The organism is Enterococcus sp. DIV0210g (assembly GCF_050559705.1).
Classification (GTDB): domain Bacteria; phylum Bacillota; class Bacilli; order Lactobacillales; family Enterococcaceae; genus Enterococcus_B; species Enterococcus_B faecalis_A.
The window spans coordinates 283,848-308,567 of the sequence record NZ_CP187903.1; the positions used below are offsets into that span (position 1 = coordinate 283,848).

General features: G+C 36.6%; 16 protein-coding genes and 3 pseudogenes. 17 read left to right on the plus strand and 2 right to left on the minus strand.

The genetic code is table 11. From position 1 onward, the window contains the following. The first annotated feature begins 177 nt into the window (after positions 1-177). The 17 genes and pseudogenes from IGI64_RS01420 to IGI64_RS01500 form a co-directional block, all read left to right on the plus strand. Positions 178-417 carry a hypothetical protein gene (locus IGI64_RS01420; protein ID WP_430596462.1) on the plus strand — a complete coding sequence of 80 codons (240 nt, stop codon included), beginning with the start codon at positions 178-180 and terminating at the stop codon, positions 415-417. Between the two features lie 15 nt (positions 418-432). Next, positions 433-1,806: a recombinase family protein gene (locus IGI64_RS01425; RefSeq protein ID WP_144339726.1), complete on the plus strand. Its 1,374-nt coding sequence runs from the start codon at positions 433-435 to the stop codon at positions 1,804-1,806. A 3-nt stretch (positions 1,807-1,809) separates the two neighbouring features. Then, complete coding sequence (locus IGI64_RS01430; RefSeq protein WP_430596463.1) at positions 1,810-3,447, plus strand: recombinase family protein; 1,638 nt, start codon at positions 1,810-1,812, stop codon at positions 3,445-3,447. A gap of 80 nt (positions 3,448-3,527) precedes the next feature. Continuing rightward, a complete protein-coding gene (locus tag IGI64_RS01435; RefSeq protein WP_010721775.1) occupies positions 3,528-3,689 on the plus strand; it encodes a hypothetical protein in 162 nt (53 codons plus the stop codon). A gap of 515 nt (positions 3,690-4,204) precedes the next feature. Continuing rightward, positions 4,205-5,110: an EcsC family protein gene (locus tag IGI64_RS01440; RefSeq protein WP_010721777.1), complete on the plus strand. Its 906-nt coding sequence runs from the start codon at positions 4,205-4,207 to the stop codon at positions 5,108-5,110. 442 nt (positions 5,111-5,552) lie between these two features. Beyond that, a complete protein-coding gene (locus tag IGI64_RS01445; RefSeq protein WP_284590216.1) occupies positions 5,553-7,145 on the plus strand; it encodes a type I restriction-modification system subunit M in 1,593 nt (530 codons plus the stop codon). Further along, a complete protein-coding gene (locus IGI64_RS01450; protein WP_430596464.1) occupies positions 7,138-8,301 on the plus strand; it encodes a restriction endonuclease subunit S in 1,164 nt (387 codons plus the stop codon). Before IGI64_RS01445 ends, IGI64_RS01450 begins: the two co-directional genes overlap by 8 nt. Positions 8,302-8,313: 12 nt before the next feature. Further along, a complete protein-coding gene (locus IGI64_RS01455; protein WP_429939241.1) occupies positions 8,314-11,463 on the plus strand; it encodes a type I restriction endonuclease subunit R in 3,150 nt (1,049 codons plus the stop codon). A gap of 575 nt (positions 11,464-12,038) precedes the next feature. Then, positions 12,039-12,158: pseudogene (locus tag IGI64_RS01460) on the plus strand (IS256 family transposase); the annotation flags it as partial. A gap of 68 nt (positions 12,159-12,226) precedes the next feature. Then, a protein-coding gene (locus tag IGI64_RS01465; protein WP_430596444.1) for an IS3 family transposase occupies positions 12,227-13,368 on the plus strand; the annotation gives its coding sequence in 2 pieces (ribosomal slippage) (positions 12,227-12,455 and positions 12,455-13,368; 1,143 coding nt in all). Between the two features lie 195 nt (positions 13,369-13,563). Beyond that, positions 13,564-16,353: a phage tail spike protein gene (locus tag IGI64_RS01470; RefSeq protein ID WP_430596465.1), complete on the plus strand. Its 2,790-nt coding sequence runs from the start codon at positions 13,564-13,566 to the stop codon at positions 16,351-16,353. Between the two features lie 28 nt (positions 16,354-16,381). Beyond that, on the plus strand, positions 16,382-18,715 hold the full coding sequence (locus IGI64_RS01475) for a phage baseplate upper protein (RefSeq protein WP_430596466.1): 2,334 nt from the start codon (positions 16,382-16,384) through the stop codon (positions 18,713-18,715). 53 nt (positions 18,716-18,768) lie between these two features. Further along, positions 18,769-19,779 carry an acyltransferase family protein gene (locus tag IGI64_RS01480; protein ID WP_430596467.1) on the plus strand — a complete coding sequence of 337 codons (1,011 nt, stop codon included), beginning with the start codon at positions 18,769-18,771 and terminating at the stop codon, positions 19,777-19,779. Between the two features lie 202 nt (positions 19,780-19,981). Next, positions 19,982-20,272, plus strand: a complete 291-nt coding sequence (locus IGI64_RS01485) for a hypothetical protein (protein ID WP_430596468.1) — start codon at positions 19,982-19,984, stop codon at positions 20,270-20,272. Between the two features lie 2 nt (positions 20,273-20,274). Beyond that, positions 20,275-20,466, plus strand: coding sequence for a phage holin (locus IGI64_RS01490; protein ID WP_430596469.1), 192 nt, complete (start codon positions 20,275-20,277; stop codon positions 20,464-20,466). Between the two features lie 65 nt (positions 20,467-20,531). After that, positions 20,532-21,673, plus strand: a protein-coding gene (locus tag IGI64_RS01495) for an IS3 family transposase (protein ID WP_430596444.1) whose coding sequence is annotated in 2 segments (ribosomal slippage) — positions 20,532-20,760 and positions 20,760-21,673 — 1,143 coding nt in all. Because the reading frame shifts where the segments join, the coding sequence is not laid out codon by codon here. 177 nt (positions 21,674-21,850) lie between these two features. Then, positions 21,851-22,901, plus strand: a pseudogene (locus IGI64_RS01500) (IS256-like element ISEfm2 family transposase); the annotation flags it as partial. 239 nt (positions 22,902-23,140) lie between these two features. Here the strand turns inward: IGI64_RS01500 and istB are convergent. After that, positions 23,141-23,901: pseudogene (gene istB / locus IGI64_RS01505) on the minus strand (IS21-like element helper ATPase IstB). A gap of 10 nt (positions 23,902-23,911) precedes the next feature. Beyond that, positions 23,912-24,559, minus strand: coding sequence for a Mu transposase domain-containing protein (locus IGI64_RS01510; protein WP_411245463.1), 648 nt, complete (start codon positions 24,557-24,559; stop codon positions 23,912-23,914). Positions 24,560-24,720: the final 161 nt, after the last annotated feature.

A 24,720-nucleotide genomic window follows, 5' to 3' on the forward strand; every position in this document is an offset into this window, starting at 1 on the left:
AAAGTTTTTCTTTCAGTTGGTTATAGGAAATAGACAAGGGAAAGTTATTGGCTGCGATTTCAAAGCTACTGATTACTTATTTATATGATAGCGAGCAAACCCAAACGGAAGTAAATGAAGCTTGATCTATGCTTCATTTACTTCATTCAATCAAACATTTAAGAAAGGGGAATTCTAATGACTAAAAATAAAATGACACTAAAAGCAGAGGTTCTTCTGTATATTCAAGAACATTTTTCTAATCAAGCCTTTTTTACAAAACCAATTTACTTGTCTTTCGAAATAAGAGGGGTATCTGCTGGATCTATTGGAGGTACTCTTCAAGCGTTGAAGAACGAAGGATATTTAGAAAATCACTTTGTGCAACGTTCGTTCAATGGAAGAGATGTGAAAGAATGGTATTTAGTTCATTCATAGAGAGGGGAATCAAGCATGCGTGTGGCTTGTTATGATCGAACGTCTGTTTATGAAGAAGCGAAAATCAGTAATGACGCCCAATATGATGCAGTGAAAGAGTACGTTTTAGAGAAATATGAACAAATTCCCCAACGATTTTCAGACAAAGGAGAATCAGGGGGAAAAGCGGATCGTCCAGCTTTTCGACAGCTTAGAGCTTGGGTTTGTGCGTCAGAAGAAGAGGGGGTGATCTATGTCTGGCGTTATGATCGATTGGCACGTCAAGCCAAAATAGCCTTAGAATTTATTGAGTTGTGCCAACAACATCAAGTTCAAGTTTGTTCGATTTCTGAACCTCTTCCTGCTTCTTTCTCGCACACTTCAACGAATAAACTATTTGTGCAATTATTGTTCACTTTTGCAGAACAACAACGAAACGTCATTATTGAAAATGTTCGTGCCGGACTTGCCTATAAAAAGCAACAACGGCAATATTTGTCTTCTGCGGTTCCATATGGGTATCGTTTAGTGAATGGGAAAATCCAACAAGAAGCACACGAAGCAAAAGTTGTCCGCCATATCTTTCAACTTTATTTGACTAAAAAATATGGCTACAAAAAGCTTTGTCAACGATTGACGCAACAAAAGTTCTTCTTCCGTGAACGTCCTTTTCAGCCCTATCATATTTATAGTATCCTAAAAAATCCATTGTACTATGGCGAAATCAAAGGAGGATCTTTGGGGAAGTATCTAGGAACCTTTGAACCGATTCTCTCGAAAACAATCTTTTTACAAGCCCAAGAGATTCGCCAATCAAGGTGTACAGCTAAAAAAGATACGTATCCGTACTTATTACGTCAAAAAATTCGGTGTCCCTTCTGTGGTCGTCATCTGAGTTCGAAGTATCAATGGAATACAAAGAAGACGAAGACGCTTCATTATTATCATTGTACCGACCGAAGCTGCCAAGGAATCTTTCTTCGGGCAGAAAGGGTTGAGTCAGAAGTATTGGAAAAGATACAGGCTTTTTTTCAATACGAAGGTGTCTATCAAGCCTTGATTGCCCAATTGACGCAACAATTAGCCGAAAAGCGAAAAGATGAAAAACACAAAGTAATCCAACAAAAGAAACAAGAAGCACAATGGCTCAAGGCATTTGAAGAGGGCAATTGTTCACTGGAAGAACTCAAGCAACAGCTGCAAGCTCTTCAAAAGCCGAGGTCTACTTCTTCGTTTCTTTCACTCCAACAGTGTGAAGCAAAAGTGAAAGAATGGCTTCAACTAAAAGACCTCTCTAGTCGACAATTGTTATGTGACCATGTTTGTCGGATCGAGGTAACAAAGGAAAAAACAGTCTGTGGGATTTACTTCCGACAAATGACACAAAATATTTTAGAAGGGAACAAATGATCTATGGAAACGACACCAACCAAACGAGTCGCATTGTATATTCGGGTGAGTACCCAAGAACAAGCTTTAGAAGGACATAGTATTCAAGCACAAGAACAAAATGGACGACAGTTTGCCGAACGGATGGGCTATGAAGTGGTAGAAGTTTATGCCGATGAAGGGATTAGTGGGAAATCCACAAAAAATCGGTTCGCCTATCAACGAATGATGAACGATGCTCGGTACCATCGTTTTGATCTACTAGTGATTTGGAAATTGACCCGTCTCGGACGCAATATGTTAGATGTCTTACAAACCGTCGAGGAACTATTGCGATATGATGTGGGGTTACATTCGATCTCGGAACAATTTGACGTGACTACTTCGACAGGAAAACTAATGTTACAACTCCTTGGGAGTTTCGGTGAATTTGAACGCAACCAAATTGCGGAGAATGTTCAGATGTCAATGCAAAGCTTAGTGAAAGATAAAAAGCGTTATGCAGGAGGACGACGTTTAGGCTATGTCAGTGGTATTGACGCGAACGGTCAAAAACAATTGGTCATTGAACCAGAAGAGGCGAAAATTGTTCGTCTGATTTATGCAAAATATTTAGGTGGAGCAGGGTATCGAGCGATTGCCAATTTTTTGAATCGTCAAGGATATCAAACAGTCAAAAAGAATGCTTTTTCTACCACGGCAGTCAAAGATATCTTACGCAATAAAATTTATGCAGGGTATTTAGAATATGCGCGCTATATCAATTGGGAAACCAAACGACGGAAAGGAAAAAATCCGAAACCGATTTTAGTGAAAGGAACCCATGAGCCGATTATTTCGGAAGAAGATTATCAAAAAGTACAAGAACGCCTTGCTTTAGAAGGAAAACAACCCAAATGGAACCATACAGGTGAAAATGTATTGACGGGGTTGTTAAGATGTCCAGAATGTGGGGCACCGATGGCAGCGAGTAATGTCACAAATACCCTAAAGGATGGCACAAAGAAACGGATTCGATATTATTCTTGTTCAGTTTTTCGAAATAAGGGAGCAAGTGTGTGTCATGCCAATTCGATTCGTGCCGAACAAGCGGAAACATTTGTCGCCGACCGATTAAAGGAGATCGTTCAGCTACCAGAAGTTCTTCCCCGATTGGTGGCAGCATTAAATGAAGAAATAGTGCGACAAAGCCAACCATTGGAACAAGAACTCGTGGTGTTACTGGAACGAAAGGAAGAATTGAAGACTAAAATTGAAAAATGGGAAGTTGCTTTGGAAGATAGTCCTGAATTGTTTCCGATGTTAAAAGACCGCTTAGACGAATTGACTGAAAAACGACGACAGTTGCACATTCGAGAAAATGAAATCTTAGGGATCTTTCAACAACAAGGAGAGCCGATTCAAGTCAAAGATGTCCAACGGATATTGACTAGTTTGGATCGTTTTCTTGCCCAGAGTGAGAAGAAGCAAATCAAAGCCTTGTATCGTACCTTTATTGAGAAAATCACCTTTGATCCTAACCATAAGGAGATGTTGGAAATTACGATGAAATTCACGCCTGCCGTGGTACAACAATTGAATGAGCAATATCAAATAGCCGTATCCAAAACAAAGGATACGGCTATTTTTGTGTTAAAAACACCCTTTACGTTAACGATCTAGTCTAGGTTATATCAAACAACGTTAGAGGGGCGCTAACACTTCTCTAGCGATTTGAAATCGTTAGAGGAGTCGTTAGGGAGGTGCGTATCGACAATCAAGATTCTAAGAAAACTATTCAGAAAACAAATATAGATGCTTCTATTTCATGGAAAAAAGATAAAAATAAAATTTCAGAAGTATCTATTGAAGAAATAGCCCTTACTCACAAGGCTCATACGATTTTGATATATTTCAGAGAATAGCAAAAGAGGGGAGAAAATATGGTTTATTAATGTGTGTGTCCACACAAAGACCCAGTGATTTATCTAAAACAGTAGTTTCACAATGTAGTAATTTTATTGTCCACAGAATACAGAATCCTGATGACTTAATCTACATATCTAGCATGGTACCTTATATTGATAAAGATACAATCAATAGATTAACCTATTTGCAAACTGGTCATGCTTTAGTATTCGGATCATCAATACGAATTCCTATGTTAACTGCTTTTGAAGAAGCAATACCTAATACAGACGGTAATAGTGCGCGTATTTCAGAAAAATGGTATATCGAATCAAGAGATAAAAATAGGTCAATATAAATTCTATAGTTCTCAAATTGATATTTTAAGAGGGGAAATTATTAGTGAAATAAGCTCATATTTTCATATATTTATTTGAGACAGAGGTGTATAATATTTTTATTGGAAATAGAAATATTATATACAAAGAGATGTTTATGTAAAACTGTTTATAAATGAGGGGAAGGAATAAATTTGGAAAATAATGAAAGCTTGGCATTAAGGGTAGTAAATGAATCGCTGAAATTACCTGTCGTAAAAGTGAATCGGTCAGAATTTTTAGTGAAAGTATTTGGTGACAAGGTAGAAGATATCAATCAATTGATTGAAGAGGGACCACAAGCATTTTTATCTATAGAGGACCTAGATCGAGCTGCGAATAATCGAATCTATTCTATCGTTGCTCAGTCGAGTACATTGTCATTTGCTACAGGATTACCCGGAGGATTAGCTATGGCAGCAACAATACCAGCAGATATCACACAGTTTTACGGCTATTCTTTAAAATTGGCACAAGAAATTTCTTATATCTATGGGTATGAAGATATTTGGAATCAACAAGGAGAATTGACTGAAGAAGCTAAAGAAACGCTGATCTTGTACTTAGGGATCATGTTAGGTGTAACAACTGCTAGCTCTGCTGTTAGGGTATTATCAGGAAAACTTTCTGTACAGGCTCTGAAAAAGATCCCACAAAAAGCATTAACAAAAACGATCTATTATCCAGTTATAAAGAAAGTACTTGCAGTATTTGGAACAAAACTAACAAAAGCAACATTTGCAAAAGGAGTTTCCAAAGTGGTGCCTGTTGTAGGTGGTGTAGTATCAGGAGGATTGAACTATTTTTCAATGAAACCGATGGCTACAAAATTAAAAAATGAATTGAGAAAAGGCATCAATTATTCTGAAGAAAATTTGAAACAAGATTTGAAAATTTTAAACGTTGAAGACATCATCATCGAAGAATCTAATTTATCGGAAACTAGCATGAAAGGTGAAAATGTCATCGAACAAATAGAAAAGGCACATGAATTGTTGAAACAAAAAATTATTACTGAAGAAGAATTTATATCAATTAAACAAAACATACTTTCGAAATAATTAACTAATTACATGTCATAGAAAAGTACTTAGCACTCAATAAAATTCAGAAAATAAGAGCTTCATTTTTAATTTCTTAGTTATAGAAGTAATAAATTTGATAGATTATATTCGCAAAGCCCATTCATCTATATCAAATGATTAGGCTATTCTTACTAGAATCAAAAGCCCTAAGTCGAGAAAATCACCTTTGATCCTAATCAGAAGGAGATATTGCCGATTCCGATAAGGTTCACACCTATTGTGATTTGACAATTAAATGAATAATATCAAATAGCCGTATCCAAACCAAAGGATATGGCTATTTTTGTGTTAGGGATATACGTCATGTAGCTTGTTATCAAGAATAAAATTCTTTCTTTTTTTTTGCTTTTTCTAAAAGGGAGTATGCTAAAATAAGAGGGTATATAGCAACTTTAAATAAGAGATAGGAGTGTATCTTTTGGGTGCAGAATTAAATCAAAAATTATTTAGTGCGGCAGATAATCTCCGTAGTAAAATGGATGCGTCAGAATATAAAAATTATTTATTGGGGCTGATTTTCTATAAATATTTATCCGACCGTTTGCTGGAACAAGTGGTTCTTTTAGCAGATGAATCCTTAGAGGAATATGACACAGTAAGCAAACAAACAATGTTGTATCGTGAATTACTTTCAGATGAAGAATCAAAAGAAGATCTGATTGCCACAATCGTGGATATTTTAGGTTATGCGATCTCACCAGAGTATCTTTTCAATGTGTTAGCAGATCAAGCAAAACAAGCAATTTTTCAATTGAATGATTTAAATAAAGCATTTGTACAACTTTCAACGACCTATGACCAATTCAATGGGTTATTTGATGATGTGGATCTCCAATCGAAAAAACTTGGGACAGATGAGCAACAACGAAATGTCACGATTACCGAAGTTATCAAGAAATTAAACGACGTAGATGTTTTAGGACACGATGGAGACGTGATCGGTGATGCATATGAATTTTTGATCAGTCAATTTGCTTCAGAAGCAGGGAAGAAAGCCGGAGAATTTTACACGCCTCATATGGTTTCTGATATGATGGCACAAATCGTGACGTTGGATCAAAAAGAACGACGATTCTTTAGTGTTTTTGATCCAACGATGGGTTCAGGTTCATTGATGTTAAACGTACGTAACTACTTAACTCACCCAGATAACGTTAAATATCATGGGCAAGAATTAAATACAACGACATACAATCTAGCAAAAATGAACTTGATTTTACATGGAGTAGATGCCGAAGAAATGAATCTCCGCAATGGGGATACGTTGAATAAGGACTGGCCAACAGATGAACCTTACACATTTGATGCAGTAGTAATGAACCCACCTTATTCGGCTAATTGGTCAGCAGATACGACCTTCTTAGACGATTCTCGATTTAATCGTTATGGAAAATTAGCACCAAAATCCAAAGCAGATTTTGCGTTTCTTCTTCATGGGTTCTATCATTTGAAGGAAACAGGTACCATGGCTATCGTCTTGCCACACGGGGTTTTATTCCGTGGCGCTGCAGAAGGGGTCATTCGTCAAAAATTATTAGAAGACGGCAGTATTTACGCCGTGATTGGTATGCCTGCGAACTTGTTCTTTGGTACATCGATTCCAACGACGGTTATTGTATTGAAAAAGAACCGCCAAACTCGAGATGTATTATTCATTGATGCTAGTCGAGAATTTGTCAAAGGAAAAAATCAGAATAAATTATCGGAAGAAAACATTCAAAAAATTCTCGAAACCTACGCTGAAAGAAAAGATGTTGAGAAATACGCTCATTTGGCAACCTTTGAGGAAATCAAAGAAAATGACTATAACTTAAATATCCCACGCTATGTAGATACGTTTGAAGAAGAAGAACCAATTGATATGGTTCATGTCGGAAATGACATCAAGAAGATACGACAAGAACAGCAAGTGCTAGAAAAAGAACTTTTAGAAGCGATCTCTTCCCTGCAAACAACACCTGAAAATGAAGCGTGGTTACAAGGTGCGCTGGAGGTGTTTAAGCATGAGTAATGATACACGACCAGAAATTCGTTTTCCGGGATTTACGGAAGATTGGGAAGAGCGTAAGTTGGGAGAAGTTTTTCAACAAACAGTTGAATATATTGACCCCAAAGAAGTAGGTCTTGAACTTTGGAGTGTAACTGTCGAAAATGGTTTAACTCCAAAATCAGAAAGATATAATCGAGAGTTCCTAGTTAAAAAGAATGATAAATTCAAAGCAATTCATCCAGATGAAATTGTATATAATCCTATGAACATGACATTAGGGTCAATCGGGTTCAATAATTCAGGGAAAAATGTTGCTGTATCAGGTTATTATGTGACCATGAAATTAAATAAAGGCTTTGATAGTAAGTATTTTGCTGCGTGGTTGCCTTCTCCAAATGCAATTAATTTATATAAGTTGTATGCAACAGGTTCATTAATTGAGCGTCAACGTGTTCAGTTTCCAACTCTTTCAGGAATTAAAACTTTAATGCCTATTTTGAACGAACAAAAACAAATAGGTTTATTTTTTAAACAACTCGACGACACTATCGCTCTTCATCAACGTAAGTTAGATTTGCTGAAGGAAACGAAAAAAGGATTCTTACAAAAAATGTTCCCTAAAAACGGAGCAAAAGTGCCAGAAATCCGGTTTCCTGGATTTACGGAAGATTGGGAAGAGCGTAAGTTAGGAGATATTACTAAAATAAGCACCGGAAAATTAGATGCAAATGCAATGGTTGAAAATGGCAAGTATGATTTTTATACTTCTGGAATTAAAAAATATAGGATCGATGTAGCAGCGTTTGAAGGACCGTCCATTACAATTGCAGGTAATGGAGCAACAGTTGGATACATGCATTTAGCGGATAATAAGTTCAATGCCTATCAACGAACTTATGTGCTCCAAGAGTTTCTAGTAGATAGAAGTTTTATATTTTCAGAAATTGGAAATAAGCTGCCTAAAAAAATAAAACAGGAAGCTCGTACAGGAAATATTCCGTACATTGTTATGGACATGTTGACTGAACTGAAGCTATCGATTCCTCAGAATAATTCAGAGCAACAAAAAATAGGTTCATTCTTTAAACAGCTAGATGACACTATCGCTCTTCATCAACGTAAGTTGGATTTACTAAAAGAAACGAAAAAAGGCTTCTTACAAAAGATGTTTGTCTAGGAGGGAAGAAAAATGAAAATTAGTCATCGTGAGGAAGCGGAAGTCGAAGAACAGTTGATTCGTGTACTGGGAGAAGGGCATAATCAGTGGACGTATCGTCCGGATCTAAAATCAGAAGAAGATCTTTGGGTTAATTTACGCCAAAAAATCATCTCAAATAATCAAGCAGAACTGAATGATTCTCCTTTGACCGATAAAGAGTTTGAAACGATCAAAACCGAATTATTGCTACGGACGAAAACCCCATTTGATGCTGCGAAATGGTTAAAAGGTGAAAATGGGATGGCTCGGATCACGATTGAACGGGAAAATCCGCAATTGGGTTCTGTCTCACTTATCCTTTATTCCAATCAAGACATTGGTGGAGGAATCTCTACTTATGAAGTGGTCCATCAAATTGCAAAACGTGGAAGTAACATAGAAGCACGAGATCGACGTTTTGACGTCACCTTATTGATCAATGGATTACCGATTGTTCAAATCGAGTTGAAACAAGTAACCGCAAGAGATGGCGTCTATCAGGCGTTTAACCAAATCAAAAAGTATGCAGAAGAAGGCATGTTTCGGAACAATATCTTTTCGACCTTGCAGTTGTTTGTGGTTTCCAATGAACAAACGACCCGGTATTTTGCAAATGCCTTACCGAAAGACTTGCACCCTAAGTTTTTATTTAGTTGGCGAACGAAAGACAATGAAAAAGTAGAAAACTTATATGAGTTTTGTAAACAAGTGCTAAATATCCCGGATGCCCATCGCTTGATTGCGGATTATACGATTGTCAGTGAAGATCAAGACAATAAAACCCTCATGGTGTTACATCCTTATCAAGTTCATGCGATTCAAGCCTTGTTTATTGCCGCAAATAAACATCAATCAGGGTATGTGTGGCATGCGACTGGTTCAGGAAAGACGTTGACTAGTTTTGTATCTACTAAGCTTTTAGCACGAAAATCGGGGATCGATCGAACGATCATGTTAGTGGACCGCAAAGATTTAGATAATCAGACCACCACAGAGTTTACGAAATTTGCTTCGGAATTTAATACGGGGATTTCTTCCGGGAATGCTAAAGCGAATAGCTTGATCGTTGGAACAGGAAGTGCCAAAGAATTAAGTGAAACCTTATTGGCAGATGCCAATGCGAATGTTGTAATCATTACAACCCGTCAAAAGCTGGATGCGGCGTTGAAATATGCAAAGAAACAAGAAGAGAAAAAAGGAACCAATCGCTTCCAAAAATTAATGGGGCAACATATCGTGTTTGTAGTCGATGAGTGTCATCGAGCGCTAAGTGCTGAAAATATGGAAGAAATCAAAAAAATGTTTCCGAAGTCCACTTGGTTTGGCTTTACAGGTACACCGATTTTCCCTGAGAATCGGAAACAAGCCAAAGGGCAATTGGCACGTACAACCCATGATCAGTATGGAGAGGTCTTGCACACCTATACCATTAAGAATGCGCTAGAAGATGGCTCTGTCTTAGGATTTCAAGTAGAGCATGAAAATACCGTTGAGCCGACTTCATTAGAGAATAAAATCTATCGGAAATTAAAAGAAGTAGAAACATATGCAGAGTATTCATCAGAACAGATCAATCGTATGATCGATCAAATGGAGCCTGTCAAAAAAGAAAGTTATTTGGACCCTGCTGTTTTTGAAGCAGATGAACATATCCAAAAAGTCATCCATAAAATGTTCCGTCCAGATAATGCCTATACAAAATTTGATTTTCGAAATGGCCGTCCAACGAAATCTGCAATCTTAACCACGAGTTCCATTGACATGGCCAAAAAGTATTATCGGGCCATCAAAGAGATGACGAAAGAACCTGACTGGTTAACAAAAGAGTTTCCTAATCAGCCCATTCGTGAAGGAAGAACGATGGAGGATCCTGATTTTCCACGAATCGCTATTACCTATTCATTAGAAGAAAACAGCCGAGATTCAAGTGTCCAACAAGAAGAAATGCAAAAAATTATTGAGGAATATAATCAGTATTATGATACTTCCTGGTCATTAGCAGACATTGAGCGTTATAACGGAGACATCAATAATCGTTTGGCACGAAAAAGAGCGGAATTTAAACAATTTGGGAAACAAATTGATTTAGTGATTGTAGTGGATCGTCTATTGACAGGTTTTGACGCACCTACGATTCAAACCCTATTTGTGGATCGTAATCTAGAGTATGCAGGATTGATTCAAGCTTTTTCACGTACGAACCGTACGTATCCTGAAAAGACAAAAGGATTGATTGTGACGTTTCGTAAGCCAGCGACAATGGAGAAGAATGTCGAGGATGCGACAAAACTGTATTCAGAAGCAAAAGAAGAATCGGGTTTGATTTATCCAAGTTATCAGGAATCCAAAAAAAGATTCAAGCAGGCATATGGTAAGTTAAAAGAGGTTTCATCCATGGAATCCATTGATGAACATACGCCACTTGAAATCCGTATCGAATATGTCAAAGCATTTCAAGAATTGAATCGTGCGTATGAATCGTTAGTGACTTATGACGATTACAATGATGACATGGTGAAATCTCCAACCTTGAACAATCAAATTCAACTTTTGGAAGAACAAATTGGCGTGTACGAGACCGTGAAGGGTTCATTAATAGAGGAAGAACCAGAAAAAGAAGGAGAAGATTTTTCAACGATCGAATTTTATAGTGAAAATACCACGAAGTTGTATGATATTGATTCAACTTATATTGATCAATTACTAGGAACTTATGCTGCAAATAGTTCAGATGCACGAGAAGAAATTGAAAAAGCTTTGGCTAAATTGAATAAAACAGAAGGAGTCAAAGAAGTTTACCGACAAATTTTAAATGCATTTGATGTGGGGACTTTAGATAGCAATGAAGATATCTTTGTCATTAAACGTCGCTATTTTACACAAGCAAGTGATGATTTGATTCATGCCTTTTCCAATGAGTGGTTTGTCTCTGAGAAAGAATTACATGCTTCTAATCTGCAATATCTACCAGGTGAAGATCCAATTCCTAATATGAAAGCAATTATCAACAGTAAGGATTACGAAGGATATAAAGCCAAACATCCAGAAGCGAAGCCATTTAAATACCCACAAGAAATGAAGCGAGCATGGCGTAAAATGTTAGATGATGAGTTGATTCCACTTGAAAATGAATTGAGGTAAAAAAATCATTATTTAATTCTTTTAATTATTACCGATAACAAGTGATATTTATAGATTCTGTAACAAGCTGATATCAAAAATAGAACTAAGGGGAAATTTTTATACCCATTTCTAGATATTAATTCCATGAGTTTATACTTTTTCATTTATGATCGGAATCATGTGGACACATTCTTCTAGAGACTCTTGAAATAGAATCCTATTTCTCACTTGAAACTAACCAGCTAATTTTTTTATTGTGTTATTTTATTTGGAAATTTAATGATAAAGAGGAATAGAATATTTAGAGTATAGTGGATGTGAGGAGGTAACACAACTGGATGATTTGCAAGAAAAAAGAATTTTAAAAAAATTAATCGATTTTGGCATTACAGATATAGAATCGTTTCTTAAATTAAATTTTAGAAGAAACTAGTTAAATTAATAATAGATATGTTTATATTATGGGTTATACAGTATCTATGAAAGCTGGAAATAAAGCGAGAGTGTAAAATATTTTGTGTAAATAGAAAAAAGGAAGTCCCTTCTGTAGAATAGAGTTACCACAACACATTCACAGAAAAGAGGACTTCCATATGAACGATTTTACTACAGAAATTCTAAAGACTCTAGCGAACAAAGGCGATTTGAATGAATTATTCCGTGTCCATTTGGAAAAAGCTGTTAATACGCTTCTCAAAACGGAGTTAACGGCTTGATGTTAAGATGATTTCATGGACACGATTTGGTAGAATTTAACTACTAAGAAAAGGACGTGTCCAAGATGGCAAAAGCCAAGAAAAAATTTGATGAAGACTTTAAGAAGATGATTTTAGATTTAAACCAGTCTGGCCAATCGGTCGAGGAACTGGCAGAGCAATATGGTATCGCTACACAAACGATTTATCGCTGGAAGAAGCTTCATACAAAGAATGAAGCAACCGGCATGACTGAGGCAGAAATCCTAGCAATGAAAAAGGAAATGGCCCGCATGCAGGAGGAAAACACCATCCTAAAAAAGGCTTTAACCATATTCGCTCAAAAGTAAAAACGAGTGATGTCTTCGAATTTATTCAATCAAATGCAAATGATCATGACGTAAAACAGATGTGTACCGTTTTGGAAACACCAAAATCCAGCTACTATGACTGGAAGAAAAAGAAGCCTTCCAAACGCCAATCAGAAAACGAACGCCTAAGCCGCTTGATTTCGGGGATTTACTTTGAAAACAAGGGTATCTATGGTGCGCCCAAAATTCATAAGATTCTTGTTGGCCGCGGCGAAACCTTGTCCCTAAAGCGAGTACAAAAACTGATGAGAAAGTTGGGCTTACGTTCAATCACCCTCAAAAAATACAAGCCTGGCAAGCAAGCGAAAGTTAAAAGTGAAGGACGCAAAAACCTGTTAAACCAAGATTTCACCACTACGTCGATCAATCAAAAATGGGTGACAGATATCACCTATATTCATACCCTAAAAGATGGCTGGACCTACCTCTCCACTATCCAAGACCTCCACACAAAGAAAATCATCGGTTGGAAGTTTGGCAAGCAGATGACCAAAGAATTGGTCATCGAAACCCTTGACCATGCGCTCTTAAACCACATACCCTCCGAGAACCTAGTCATCCACTCAGATTTGGGTTCTCAGTACACCAGCGAAGCCTACGAGGTAAAGCTGAAAGAATTAAACATCCGGCACTCCTTCAGTCGTAAGGGCTGTCCCTACGATAATGCCGGTATCGAATCATTTCACGCATCACTCAAAAAAGAAGAAGTCTATCCATCAAAAGCGTATGAAAACTTTGAAGCCGCTCATTTAGCGTTATTTCAATACATTGAAGGATTTTACAATCGCAAGCGAATCCATAGCAGTATTAATTATTTAACACCAAATCAGATGGAGGAGTTGGCATTGCAGGCATAGTTCCTAGCTGCCACCTACATTTTTTTTGCGAGATTTCCACAGGGCTTCAACTTCATCGCTTCGATCAGCGGTCAAACGGTTTTGGTTTGACGGCTGGTCGAAACGATGAGATACTCGCCCGCCGGAATCTCGAAAAAAACTCTCGCAAATCGTGTCCGAGGTCTTGACTCAAATCCACTTACTGATTGGGAAGATTTGCCAGAAATTAATCGTATTTTAAATAACGACTTTACTTTTTATGGTAATTACTCAATTAATGGACAAAACGTAAATTATTTAAAAGAAGGCAACTTTGTTCGCGCAAAAGACGAGAATGGAAAAAATCAATACTTTGAAATTTATAAAGTTGTAAAAAACCTTAACTCGTTTTCTATTTCCGCAAGAGCAATTGGTTATATGTTAAGTCGCAATTTTATCGAAAATGCGTTCGTATCTTCTGGAAACGGCACAACAATCATGAACAAATTAAAGGCTAGCTTGGCATTCGAGCAGCCTTTTTCTTTTTCTTCCACAGTTTCAACCGTCCATCAATTTACAGTAAAACAGACAAATCCAATCGATGCACTAATTGGGTCTAATAATGGGAACGAAAATCTAGCTAGCGTAACCGATGGTGAGTTAGATATGGATAATTACAACATTAAGTTATTGAGCCGAATTGGTGAAGATAACGGCTATCGTGTGGACTTAGGTGTCAACCTAGAATCAATCGAAGAAGAAGTAGATAATAATTATTACAATAGTTTGTACTTAGTCGGGGGCGTACCTGAGGGGGATTATGACGAGAACAAAGAACCAATCACTTACAAATATTTAGAAATTGATGGTGTAACTGATAAAAATAGACGAATTGGAAAATACGAAAATTCTGAATGTTTGACGGTCGAAGATTTAAAAAAATGGGGTCAAACAAAATTTAACAATGATCGTGTGCATGAACCTTCCGTTACTCATTCTGTGTCTATGGTCAACTTAGAACACACATTGGAGTACAAAGATATTTATGATACGATTGCTAGTTTACATTTTGGAGATACGTGTCATGTTAAAGTTGCAAAATTGGGAATTGAAGTGTCTGAACGAATGGTGGAATATACCTGGTATCCTACTTTAGGTAAATACAAAGAAGTTATTTTGGGTAACGATATTACATTTTACACAAACAATGTAGCAACAGAAACAGCAAAATTAAAGCAAAAAGTAGAAAAAAGAACAGAAGTTTTAGTTGAAGCTGTAAGAAATGCGTCCAGCTGGATTACTGGTACAAAAGGCGGTTACGTACGATTTAGACCGGAAAAAGCACCTAGTGAAATTTTAATCATGGATAAACCTGATGCTTCAGAAGCTGAAAAAGTTTGGCGGTGGAATTTAGGTGGATTAGGTTACTCAAACAATGGTATCAACGGTCCGTTCGAATTGGCTATGACACAAGATGGCGCAATAGTTGCTGATTTTATCACTGCTGGCATTCTGTCAGGTATCCTCGTTCAAGGGGTAGCTTTAAAGACATTGGATGATAAATCATTCCAAGTGGTGGTTGAAGGCGGTAAAGTTTCTTTTGAAAAGAAAGTTATTTCTACAGGCTTGGATGATGTTCATGGAGAATCATTAGGGTCGATTACATCTACCTATGGAGCAGATAAAAATATCAACGGCTTTGCCATTTGGAAAAACCCAAACTACATTTTCTCGATTAACACTGGTGGAGGCGATGGAAAATCAATTGCAGTCTTTCAAATTCCGAAAGAAAGTACACCTGACAAACCACTGTATAGACTAACCGGCGAAGGAACTTTTCGCAATGGGAAAGTGACGTTTGAAGATGCGGTTGCAATGAATGGTCGTTTGGATGTCAAAGAACTATATGTAAATGGCGTTAAAATTGATACAAATGGCGGAGGTTCAAGTGGTGGCGGTGGCGATGCTGGCGGAGATTTAAGTATATTTGTCAGAGTGTTAGCATTAACAGCCAAGTACGAAATGGGCGATAGAAGTTCAGGATATTATCACGAGCCTTTAAACGATGGAGCTGGATGGAATTATGGTAAATACTCGTTTACACAAGCCTATGAGATGGATAATTTCTTGAGTTGGTTAGCTGATAACTATCCAGAAACCAGAAGTGCATTACAAGGTGAAGTGGGGTCAACAGAGTTTAACAATTCATGGGAAGCCTATGGTAATGCGAACGATGAACTGTTTACTGGCCTGCAAGCAGAGTATTTCTGTCGCAAAAAACTGAAACCGATGATTGATTACTTAAAATCAAACACATCTGTTGATTTTAACGATGGTTCTAAGTGGCTAGGTACTCTATCGCTATTAAGTTCTATCACAAACTGGTATCCAGCAGCGGTTCAAGGCGGCTTTTTCTATAGCTTCGTACAGCAATATTCTAGCAATTGGAACGATGGCGCTTTTATTACTTCTGTGTGCGATTATATCGTTGCAAACGCAGAATCAATGGTTGCTCCGGAATACGCACAAGGCATAAGAAATCGATTTACAAACGAAAAACAAGATGCTTTGCAATTAACCGCAGCAACGAAAATACCATTCGATGCAGCTTCAAGTGGATGGCAAATGCCGATTGCTAAACCTGTGACAGTTACAAGTGAATTTGGACCAAGAACACTTGATGGAGTGGAAGAGTTTCACAATGGGATTGATATTGTTAATAACAATTCAACTACTCCAATTTATGCAGCACAAGCAGGAGAGGTTATTATATCAACGTTCGAAAATAGCTATGGGAATTACGTTGTTATTTTACACGCTGATGGTATTTATACAGGTTATGCGCATATGTCTGAACGGATTGTTAGTGTAGGTGATACAGTAAATCGTGGTCAACAAATTGGTAATATGGGAAATACTGGTAATAGTTATGGTGCACATTTACACTTCCAGTTCTTTAGAAATGGTCCATGGCCTCAAGACTGGCCGAACGATTTCATTAATCCGCGCGACATGATGCAATTTTGATACAATATAATAAAGGAGTGTGATACGAGTGGCAATTAAACATGAGATAACACTGTCGACAACAGAGCCTAACAACGAGATTGGATTGCTTAAAATTCGGCAATCCGACGAAGAAACTCAAACATTAGTAGTACAAATCACCGAAAATGGGTTACCAAAGTCCTATGCCGGATTGGAAGTCTTTTTTTGTGCGAAACTAGGACAGACAGCTGGATTGGGGATTATAGAACAAAAATTAAAGCCAAACGAAATGACTAGCCCTGGTACAGGACAATTGAAGTACACACTACGTGATGAGGATTGGCAACAACTAGGTAGACAAACGGCTTATTTTAGTTTTCGAAAAATGAAAAATGCACATGAATGGACAGAACAATTTTCTACGAGAGATTTTACTTACAATGTTACTAAAAATGTATTTTCCGAAGGTGTAAAGGAAGTTAAAAAAGACGGCTCAACTTACGTGTGGACAATCGAAGATTTAATCCGATTATTCAAGGAATACATCCAATCAGGCAAAAATGATTGGGAAGAATTTATAGAACAAAATAAAGAGATTATTGAAAACGTTGATCCGGGTGGTAAAGTGTTAACAGAATTGATTGAGGCTAGAAAACCGTTTGGAGAAGAGGCGTATCCGAATTTAGGTAAAAGATTAGATGCAGATTATAGTAAATTATCAAATTTAATTATATTATCTAACACTCACGCAAGCGCACGCCGACTGGGGCGATTTTATAGAAAATCAAACGAAATCCCATCGAATAATCAAGCTTTTTGTGCATTAAACTCTAATATTGTTGTACAATATATGCAAAATGATGGGGATAGAGACAAACAATATGGCTCGTTAGTAAAATTTGATATTAATACGGGTCAAATTTTACTCGAAAATGTAATTAAAGGTTATCATGGCAACTCGATGACATATTGCAAAAAAGATGGATATATTTATTTTTGTCCATCAGAGGATAGTACTACTGTTGATAGAACACAGCAGTTTAAATTATATAAAATTGATACAGCAACTTTAGAGGTGACTGACGAGTTTGATTTTAGTGATAAAACTACTTTGTCAATTCTGCATTCGGTTGGCTATGACGATGTAAGTGAGTCGTTTTTTGTTGCAAACAATAAAATAATTGAGTGTTATGGTTATGATCTAGAATTTAAATTTAAAGTAAATTTAGAAAGTCTGCTAGGTTATGAGCCGACTTATGGCCAAGGTATACAAGTAAATAATGGAGTATTATATTACATTGGAGGCCGTAAGAGTCAGATATGGACATTTAAGATTAATGTTAAAAAAGAAAAACTGGAATATATGACCACATATGAATTCGATGTTTATCAAGAAAATTTTTACGCTCTAGGAGAAATAGAAGGTATAGGATTTAATGATGTAGATGGTTTAATCTATTTATCAACACAAGCTAGATTGAGTACTTTCGGGGGATTATCTCAGTACTTTGTTACTAATAATAATTTTAGTCATCCGTCAAGCGGGAGTGGCGTAGTCAAATTGCCTCATTACAGTACAGCATCGAGCGCAATTTTTTACGGTAATAATACAGGTTATAACCCTGATGGCACACAAAATAATCCTTTTCCGACTTTATTAGAGTGTGGATTGTCTATCACATCACCTTATTTATCAAAAAGAGAAATTAATTTTTTAAATGACGGTCGAGAAGACACATTAGCATTATTTGATGCACATAATGTAACGATTGTCACAAATGGTTACAAGATAAGAGCTGCTGTTTTAGTTAGTTGTACAAATATTTATGCGCATCAATTAGATTGTGTTTATTTTACAGGATACAATAACAATGCTTTTTATGCATATCACTCTAGCTTTCGGATAAATAATTTAACAACAAGTGACAATGGATTGTTATATCCAAACTTTATCGAGCGCTGTGACTGTGTGATTGCAAATATCACAGCAAAGACATTTGTTAAAAATTCCAGTATAACAATGCCCACGGAATCAGAACTTTTATTAAAAGAAAATATGATGGCAAGATTAAGTGGTTTAAAGCGATTAGGTGAAATCAATAATATTACCGATTTTGGTACAATTTTATCTCAAGATTTTAGCTACTACAATAAAATTGCTGTTGATTTAACTATTGTTGCAGATAAAACTATATATATGTCAGCAGATGCAATCCGTAAATCATCAACAGATTTGTCAATGATTGGTCTTGCGAGTGGTACAACTTATATGTGTATTTTGCATTTAGTATCATCAGTTCCGACTAATAGTACGATAGATTTATATAAACTTACAGCAGGTAATTGGACTAAAATTACAATCGTAAGCTTCGAATTAACGGTACGATTATCAGATATCTAATTGACTGTTAAAAGCGAATACTGTATCCTTTTAAATGGATAGGAGTGGATAAATTGAAGGCGTTTTTAGTATTTACATTGTTTTTATTAATTTTAGTAATAGCTTCATCACTTGTTAAAAAGAAAAAATTTAATTTTTTTGATAAAACACATACAAATTTATTAAAAGGCTTTGCTATACTAACTGTTTTTTGGGCACATATAGGAAGTTCCTATGATATCGGAGGGATTCAGTGGATTGCGGCTATTGGAGTTTCTTTGTTTTTAATTGCTTCAGGATATGGGCTTCGTTACTCATATAAAAAATCAGGTTTGAATAATTTTTGGAAGAAACGATTTTTTACGGTTATTGTACCCTATTGGTTTGTCTATTTAGTAGGTGCGATTTTTACAGCGAAGGTTTATAACATAAAGTTAGTTTCCGAGATATTTTTTTTTACTAGAGCAAACTGGTACATTAGGTATATCCTAATTATTTATATTGTTTATTGGATTATAATGAAACTAGTCAGTCGATATAAATTAAACGACGGAATATTTTACGGCCTGTTACTCGCATCTTTTACAGTATGGTTTATTGTGGAGTCAGTGTATTTTGCTAAAGCAGATGCACCATCTCTGTTAGCTCGTCAGATGTTTGCCTTTCCGTTAGGCACCATATTTTGTGATTACTACGGAAAAATTAAATTATTCTTCACAGAAAAAAAATATCATTTCGCACATATTTTAATAGGAATTGGATCTTTCTTGATATTCGTATTCAGTCAAACATCAACAATTCTCAACCTACCATACTTGCTATCAAATACCATAGCTTTGTTTACAGTCTTACCAATGGCATTAACAGTAATTTGGATGTCTATTATTATCCAAAGACTCTTTAATAACTATTTATTTTCTTTATTAGGGACAATATCATATGAGATTTTTCTGGTACAGTATATGTCGCGTAACTTAGTAGTTGAAGGTCAGCAACTTTCATTGTATATTTGCTTCTTTGCTACTATATTGATTTCATACTGTGTTCATTATGGCTATAAAAAACTTGTTTTAAGTAAAATCTAAAATAATAAAAAGAGACTATATTTTTAGTCTCTTTTTATTATGCCAAAAATTAAAAAGGAGTAATCAAATGAAAAATATTTTATCCCTATTCATCGACCAATTATCAAAAAATGGCAGATTGTACGTATTTTACAATTAAACAAATGTTTGACTGAGCATACTCAATCGAGTGTGTTACTTAATTTTATGCAGGAGGTGTCAAATGTTAGATGTATTAACAATCGCGGCTTGGAGTGGCGCAATCATGACAATAATCGGACTTGTATCTTATTTGGTAAAGCCGATTATGTCTAATTTTACTAAAATATCCGATAATTTAACTAAAATGAGTCACACGTTAGATATGATTAACAAAGATTTAGAATCGAGTAAATCAGATAGAATCGCTATCCATGACGAGTTAAAGGAGCATGACAGACGTTTGGATAGTCACAAAGAAACTCTCATTGAACATGGAGCGCAATTAAAATCCATTTGGAAGAAGGTGGGATAACCATGATTTTATCAGATAAACAGTATCAAATTATTAAGTGGGTAGTGCTAACCGTACTGCCCGCTTTATCTGTACTTATTAGCGTGTTAGGCAAGGCTTACAGCTTTGAGTATACAGATTTAACCGTATTGACAATTAACGCTGTAGCGGTGTTCCTAGGGGCTGTAACAGGCGTTAGTCAATTAAATTACTGATGTTAAGATGATTTCATGGACACGATTTGGTAGAATTTAACTACTAAGAAAAGGACGTGTCCAAGATGGCAAAAGCCAAGAAAAAATTTGATGAAGACTTTAAGAAGATGATTTTAGATTTAAACCAGTCTGGCCAATCGGTCGAGGAACTGGCAGAGCAATATGGTATCGCTACACAAACGATTTATCGCTGGAAGAAGCTTCATACAAAGAATGAAGCAACCGGCATGACTGAGGCAGAAATCCTAGCAATGAAAAAGGAAATGGCCCGCATGCAGGAGGAAAACACCATCCTAAAAAAGGCTTTAACCATATTCGCTCAAAAGTAAAAACGAGTGATGTCTTCGAATTTATTCAATCAAATGCAAATGATCATGACGTAAAACAGATGTGTACCGTTTTGGAAACACCAAAATCCAGCTACTATGACTGGAAGAAAAAGAAGCCTTCCAAACGCCAATCAGAAAACGAACGCCTAAGCCGCTTGATTTCGGGGATTTACTTTGAAAACAAGGGTATCTATGGTGCGCCCAAAATTCATAAGATTCTTGTTGGCCGCGGCGAAACCTTGTCCCTAAAGCGAGTACAAAAACTGATGAGAAAGTTGGGCTTACGTTCAATCACCCTCAAAAAATACAAGCCTGGCAAGCAAGCGAAAGTTAAAAGTGAAGGACGCAAAAACCTGTTAAACCAAGATTTCACCACTACGTCGATCAATCAAAAATGGGTGACAGATATCACCTATATTCATACCCTAAAAGATGGCTGGACCTACCTCTCCACTATCCAAGACCTCCACACAAAGAAAATCATCGGTTGGAAGTTTGGCAAGCAGATGACCAAAGAATTGGTCATCGAAACCCTTGACCATGCGCTCTTAAACCACATACCCTCCGAGAACCTAGTCATCCACTCAGATTTGGGTTCTCAGTACACCAGCGAAGCCTACGAGGTAAAGCTGAAAGAATTAAACATCCGGCACTCCTTCAGTCGTAAGGGCTGTCCCTACGATAATGCCGGTATCGAATCATTTCACGCATCACTCAAAAAAGAAGAAGTCTATCCATCAAAAGCGTATGAAAACTTTGAAGCCGCTCATTTAGCGTTATTTCAATACATTGAAGGATTTTACAATCGCAAGCGAATCCATAGCAGTATTAATTATTTAACACCAAATCAGATGGAGGAGTTGGCATTGCAGGCATAGTTCCTAGCTGCCACCTACATTTTTTTTGCGAGATTTCCACAGGGCTTCAACTTCATCGCTTCGATCAGCGGTCAAACGGTTTTGGTTTGACGGCTGGTCGAAACGATGAGATACTCGCCCGCCGGAATCTCGAAAAAAACTCTCGCAAATCGTGTCCGAGGTCTTGACTCAAATCCAGCTTTCCTCGATTACGAAAAGTACGATCGCATTGGTTTTAACACGGGTAATTCTCGTAACGGCTCCTATGACCGTACGGTCAAGACCGAGTACGGGGAACTTCATCTCCAGATTCCGCGCGACCGCAACGGCGAGTTCAAGCAACAGACTGTTCCTGCTTATAGACGGACGAATGATACCTTAGAGGAGACCGTCATTCACCTCTTCCGAAAAGGTATTACCATGTCGGAAATCGCAGACTTGATTGAGAAAATGTATGGGCATCACTACACGCCCCAAACCATGTCCAACATGACTAAAGTGCTGACTGAAGAAGTAAATGCATTTAAAGTTAGAACTCTAAATGATAAGTATGTCGCTATTTTCATGGATGCTACTTATATTCCTTTAAAACGGCAAACCGTCTCCAAAGAAGCAATCTATATTGCCATTGGTATACGAGAAGACGGCACTAAAGAAGTACTAAGTTATGCGATTGCTCCGACTGAATCGACCTACGTTTGGAATGAGTTGTTACAGGACATTTACTCCAGAGGGGTTCATGATGTCTTACTGTTTATTACCGATGGCTTAAAAGGCATGAAAGATACGATTCACCAGATTTATCCTAAAGCTAAATACCAACATTGCTGTGTTCACGTTTCCCGTAATATTGCTCATAAAGTACGTGTCAAAGATCGAAAAGAAATCTGTGATGATTTTAAGGCTGTTTATCAAGCTAGCTCAAAGGAAGAGGCAAATACCTTTTTAGGGAGTAAGATAGAGAAGTGGCAGAAAACTTATCCTAAAGTGACGCAGTCACTGATAAAAAATCGAGATTTATTGACTTTTTATGAGTTTCCGCCGAAGCATTTACTCAACTAATTTAATCGAATCTTTCAATAAACAAATCAAGAAATACAGCCGCAGAAAAGATCAGTTTCAAAATGAAGAATCACTAGAGCGTTTCCTAGTATCCATCTTTGATACATACAATCAAAAATTCTTAAATAGAAGCCATAAAGGCTTCCAACAAGTGACGGATACATTAGCTTCAATGTTTACTGAGTAACCCATTATTTTGCAGAAGGACGAGTTATTTACACAAAATTATTGACGCTCCCTAAAAAAATATAATACAATTTGCAAGGAGAATAAAGATGACAGATACATATAAGTATATTGATAAATTCACAGTTGAGACTATATTTAAAGATTTCTATTTTTTTAATGTGGGTTACGAAACATGTCTATCAAGGGCCATAATAAAATGTTGGTTTTGGGCCATTGAAATTGTAGGTAGTTTTCTCTTTATCGTTTCGTTTCTTTTCCTTTCGTTTCACTATAACTTTTCATTCGATAGGAAGGTCCTGTAATTTGAATAATTTTAGAATGATGGACCAATCGGTCCAATAAAGCATTAGTCAATTTCTTATTACCAAAAATTTCGGATCATTGAGACAGAGGAATATTCGTTGTAATAATCGTTGATTTTCTTTCGTATCGCATATTAATTAGTTGAAACAGTAAGTTAGATCCTTCTTTTGAGAAGGGGAGATACCCGACTTCATCAATAATTAATACAGAATAGCTCGCATATTTTTTGAGCATGGTATCACTTGTCCCACGTTTATGTGCCCGGATAAGTCGATTAACCAGTTCTGTACTAGTGATAAATAAACAGCTCTGCCCTCTATCAATACACTCTAAACCAATTGAAACGGCTAAATGGGTTTTTCCAACACCGCTATTCCAATGAATAAAAGGTTGTCATACGTGTCTAAAAAGCGTAATGTCACTAAATCTTGAATTTCACTTTTTTTGATTTTGGGTTGAAAATCAAAGTTAAAATCAAGAAGGCGTTTATGATAGGGAAACATTGCCCGTTTTAAAATTTTTCTTTGGGTCTCCTTTCTACGATAGCTAATTTCTTGATGTGTTAATTCAAATAAAGAATCAACTAGAGATTGTTCATTTTTAGCTACTTCATCTAAATGGGCAGGTAAAATTTCTTTGATACAGGTAAGATTTAAATCTGATAATTGATTTAATAACTGATGGTAATTTGACATATGAGCCTCCTTATAATTCATCGTAAGCATCTAAATTTTCTTCTACAAAGCGCTCCAATTCTTCGTCTTCTAAGTATTTGAAGACATCAGATCGAAGAATCTCAAGAGAGTCATCACGTTGATAATTTAAGGTTTTTTTGCTTAATGGGTGCGAGCGAATACATTGATGGCCATACCAAATGAATAGACTGTCCTTACGGACATCTAAAGTTACCTCTTTACCAATATATTTCATGGGAACAGAATACTTTGAGTTTTGATATTGGACCATGGATTCAATGGAAACTTTTCTAATTACGTGTTGGGTTCTAGAAACATATCTGACTAGTTCTGAACGATTGAAAGGACGCAACACCGATTGTTCATCTATAAGAAGCTTAGAGGGATGATTATTCACTGCTTGAGAACGTTCATTATTTAAGTCATTCATAAACTCATAGACGATTCGTTTTAGCTCCTGCTCATTTTCAAACTCGTAGTTAAAGACCATTAAGCGGTTAACAGTACGAGCTAAAGCTTCAACTTTGCCTTTGGTTTGTGGACGAAAAGGGCGACAAGCAATCGGATTGAATCCAGCATCTTTAGCAAATTGACGAAATTTTTCGTTAAAAACGGTTTGACTAAATTGGCTTTTACTTCTATCAACAACTGTTTTCATATTGTCAAACCAAATTTCTTGAGGAACACCATTCCCGCAGTACTCAAACGCATTGACCAAACAATTGAAGACATTCGCTTGGGTTCGATCAAAGGTTACCTCTAAAGAACCATTTACACAAAATTATTGACGCTCCCAAGCTAAAACTCCTATTAATCGAT

Bases quoted from the DNA above. Each gene is read 5' to 3' on its own strand.
- IGI64_RS01430 (WP_430596463.1), top strand. From the start codon at position 1,810: ATGGAAACGACACCAACCAAACGAGTCGCATTGTATATTCGGGTGAGT.
- IGI64_RS01490 (WP_430596469.1), top strand. From the start codon at position 20,275: ATGATTTTATCAGATAAACAGTATCAAATTATTAAGTGGGTAGTGCTA.
- IGI64_RS01455 (WP_429939241.1), top strand. From the start codon at position 8,314: ATGAAAATTAGTCATCGTGAGGAAGCGGAAGTCGAAGAACAGTTGATT.
- IGI64_RS01425 (WP_144339726.1), top strand. From the start codon at position 433: ATGCGTGTGGCTTGTTATGATCGAACGTCTGTTTATGAAGAAGCGAAA.
- IGI64_RS01450 (WP_430596464.1), top strand. From the start codon at position 7,138: ATGAGTAATGATACACGACCAGAAATTCGTTTTCCGGGATTTACGGAA.
- IGI64_RS01420 (WP_430596462.1), top strand. From the start codon at position 178: ATGACTAAAAATAAAATGACACTAAAAGCAGAGGTTCTTCTGTATATT.
- IGI64_RS01510 (WP_411245463.1), bottom strand. From the start codon at position 24,559: ATGAAAACAGTTGTTGATAGAAGTAAAAGCCAATTTAGTCAAACCGTT.
- IGI64_RS01485 (WP_430596468.1), top strand. From the start codon at position 19,982: ATGTTAGATGTATTAACAATCGCGGCTTGGAGTGGCGCAATCATGACA.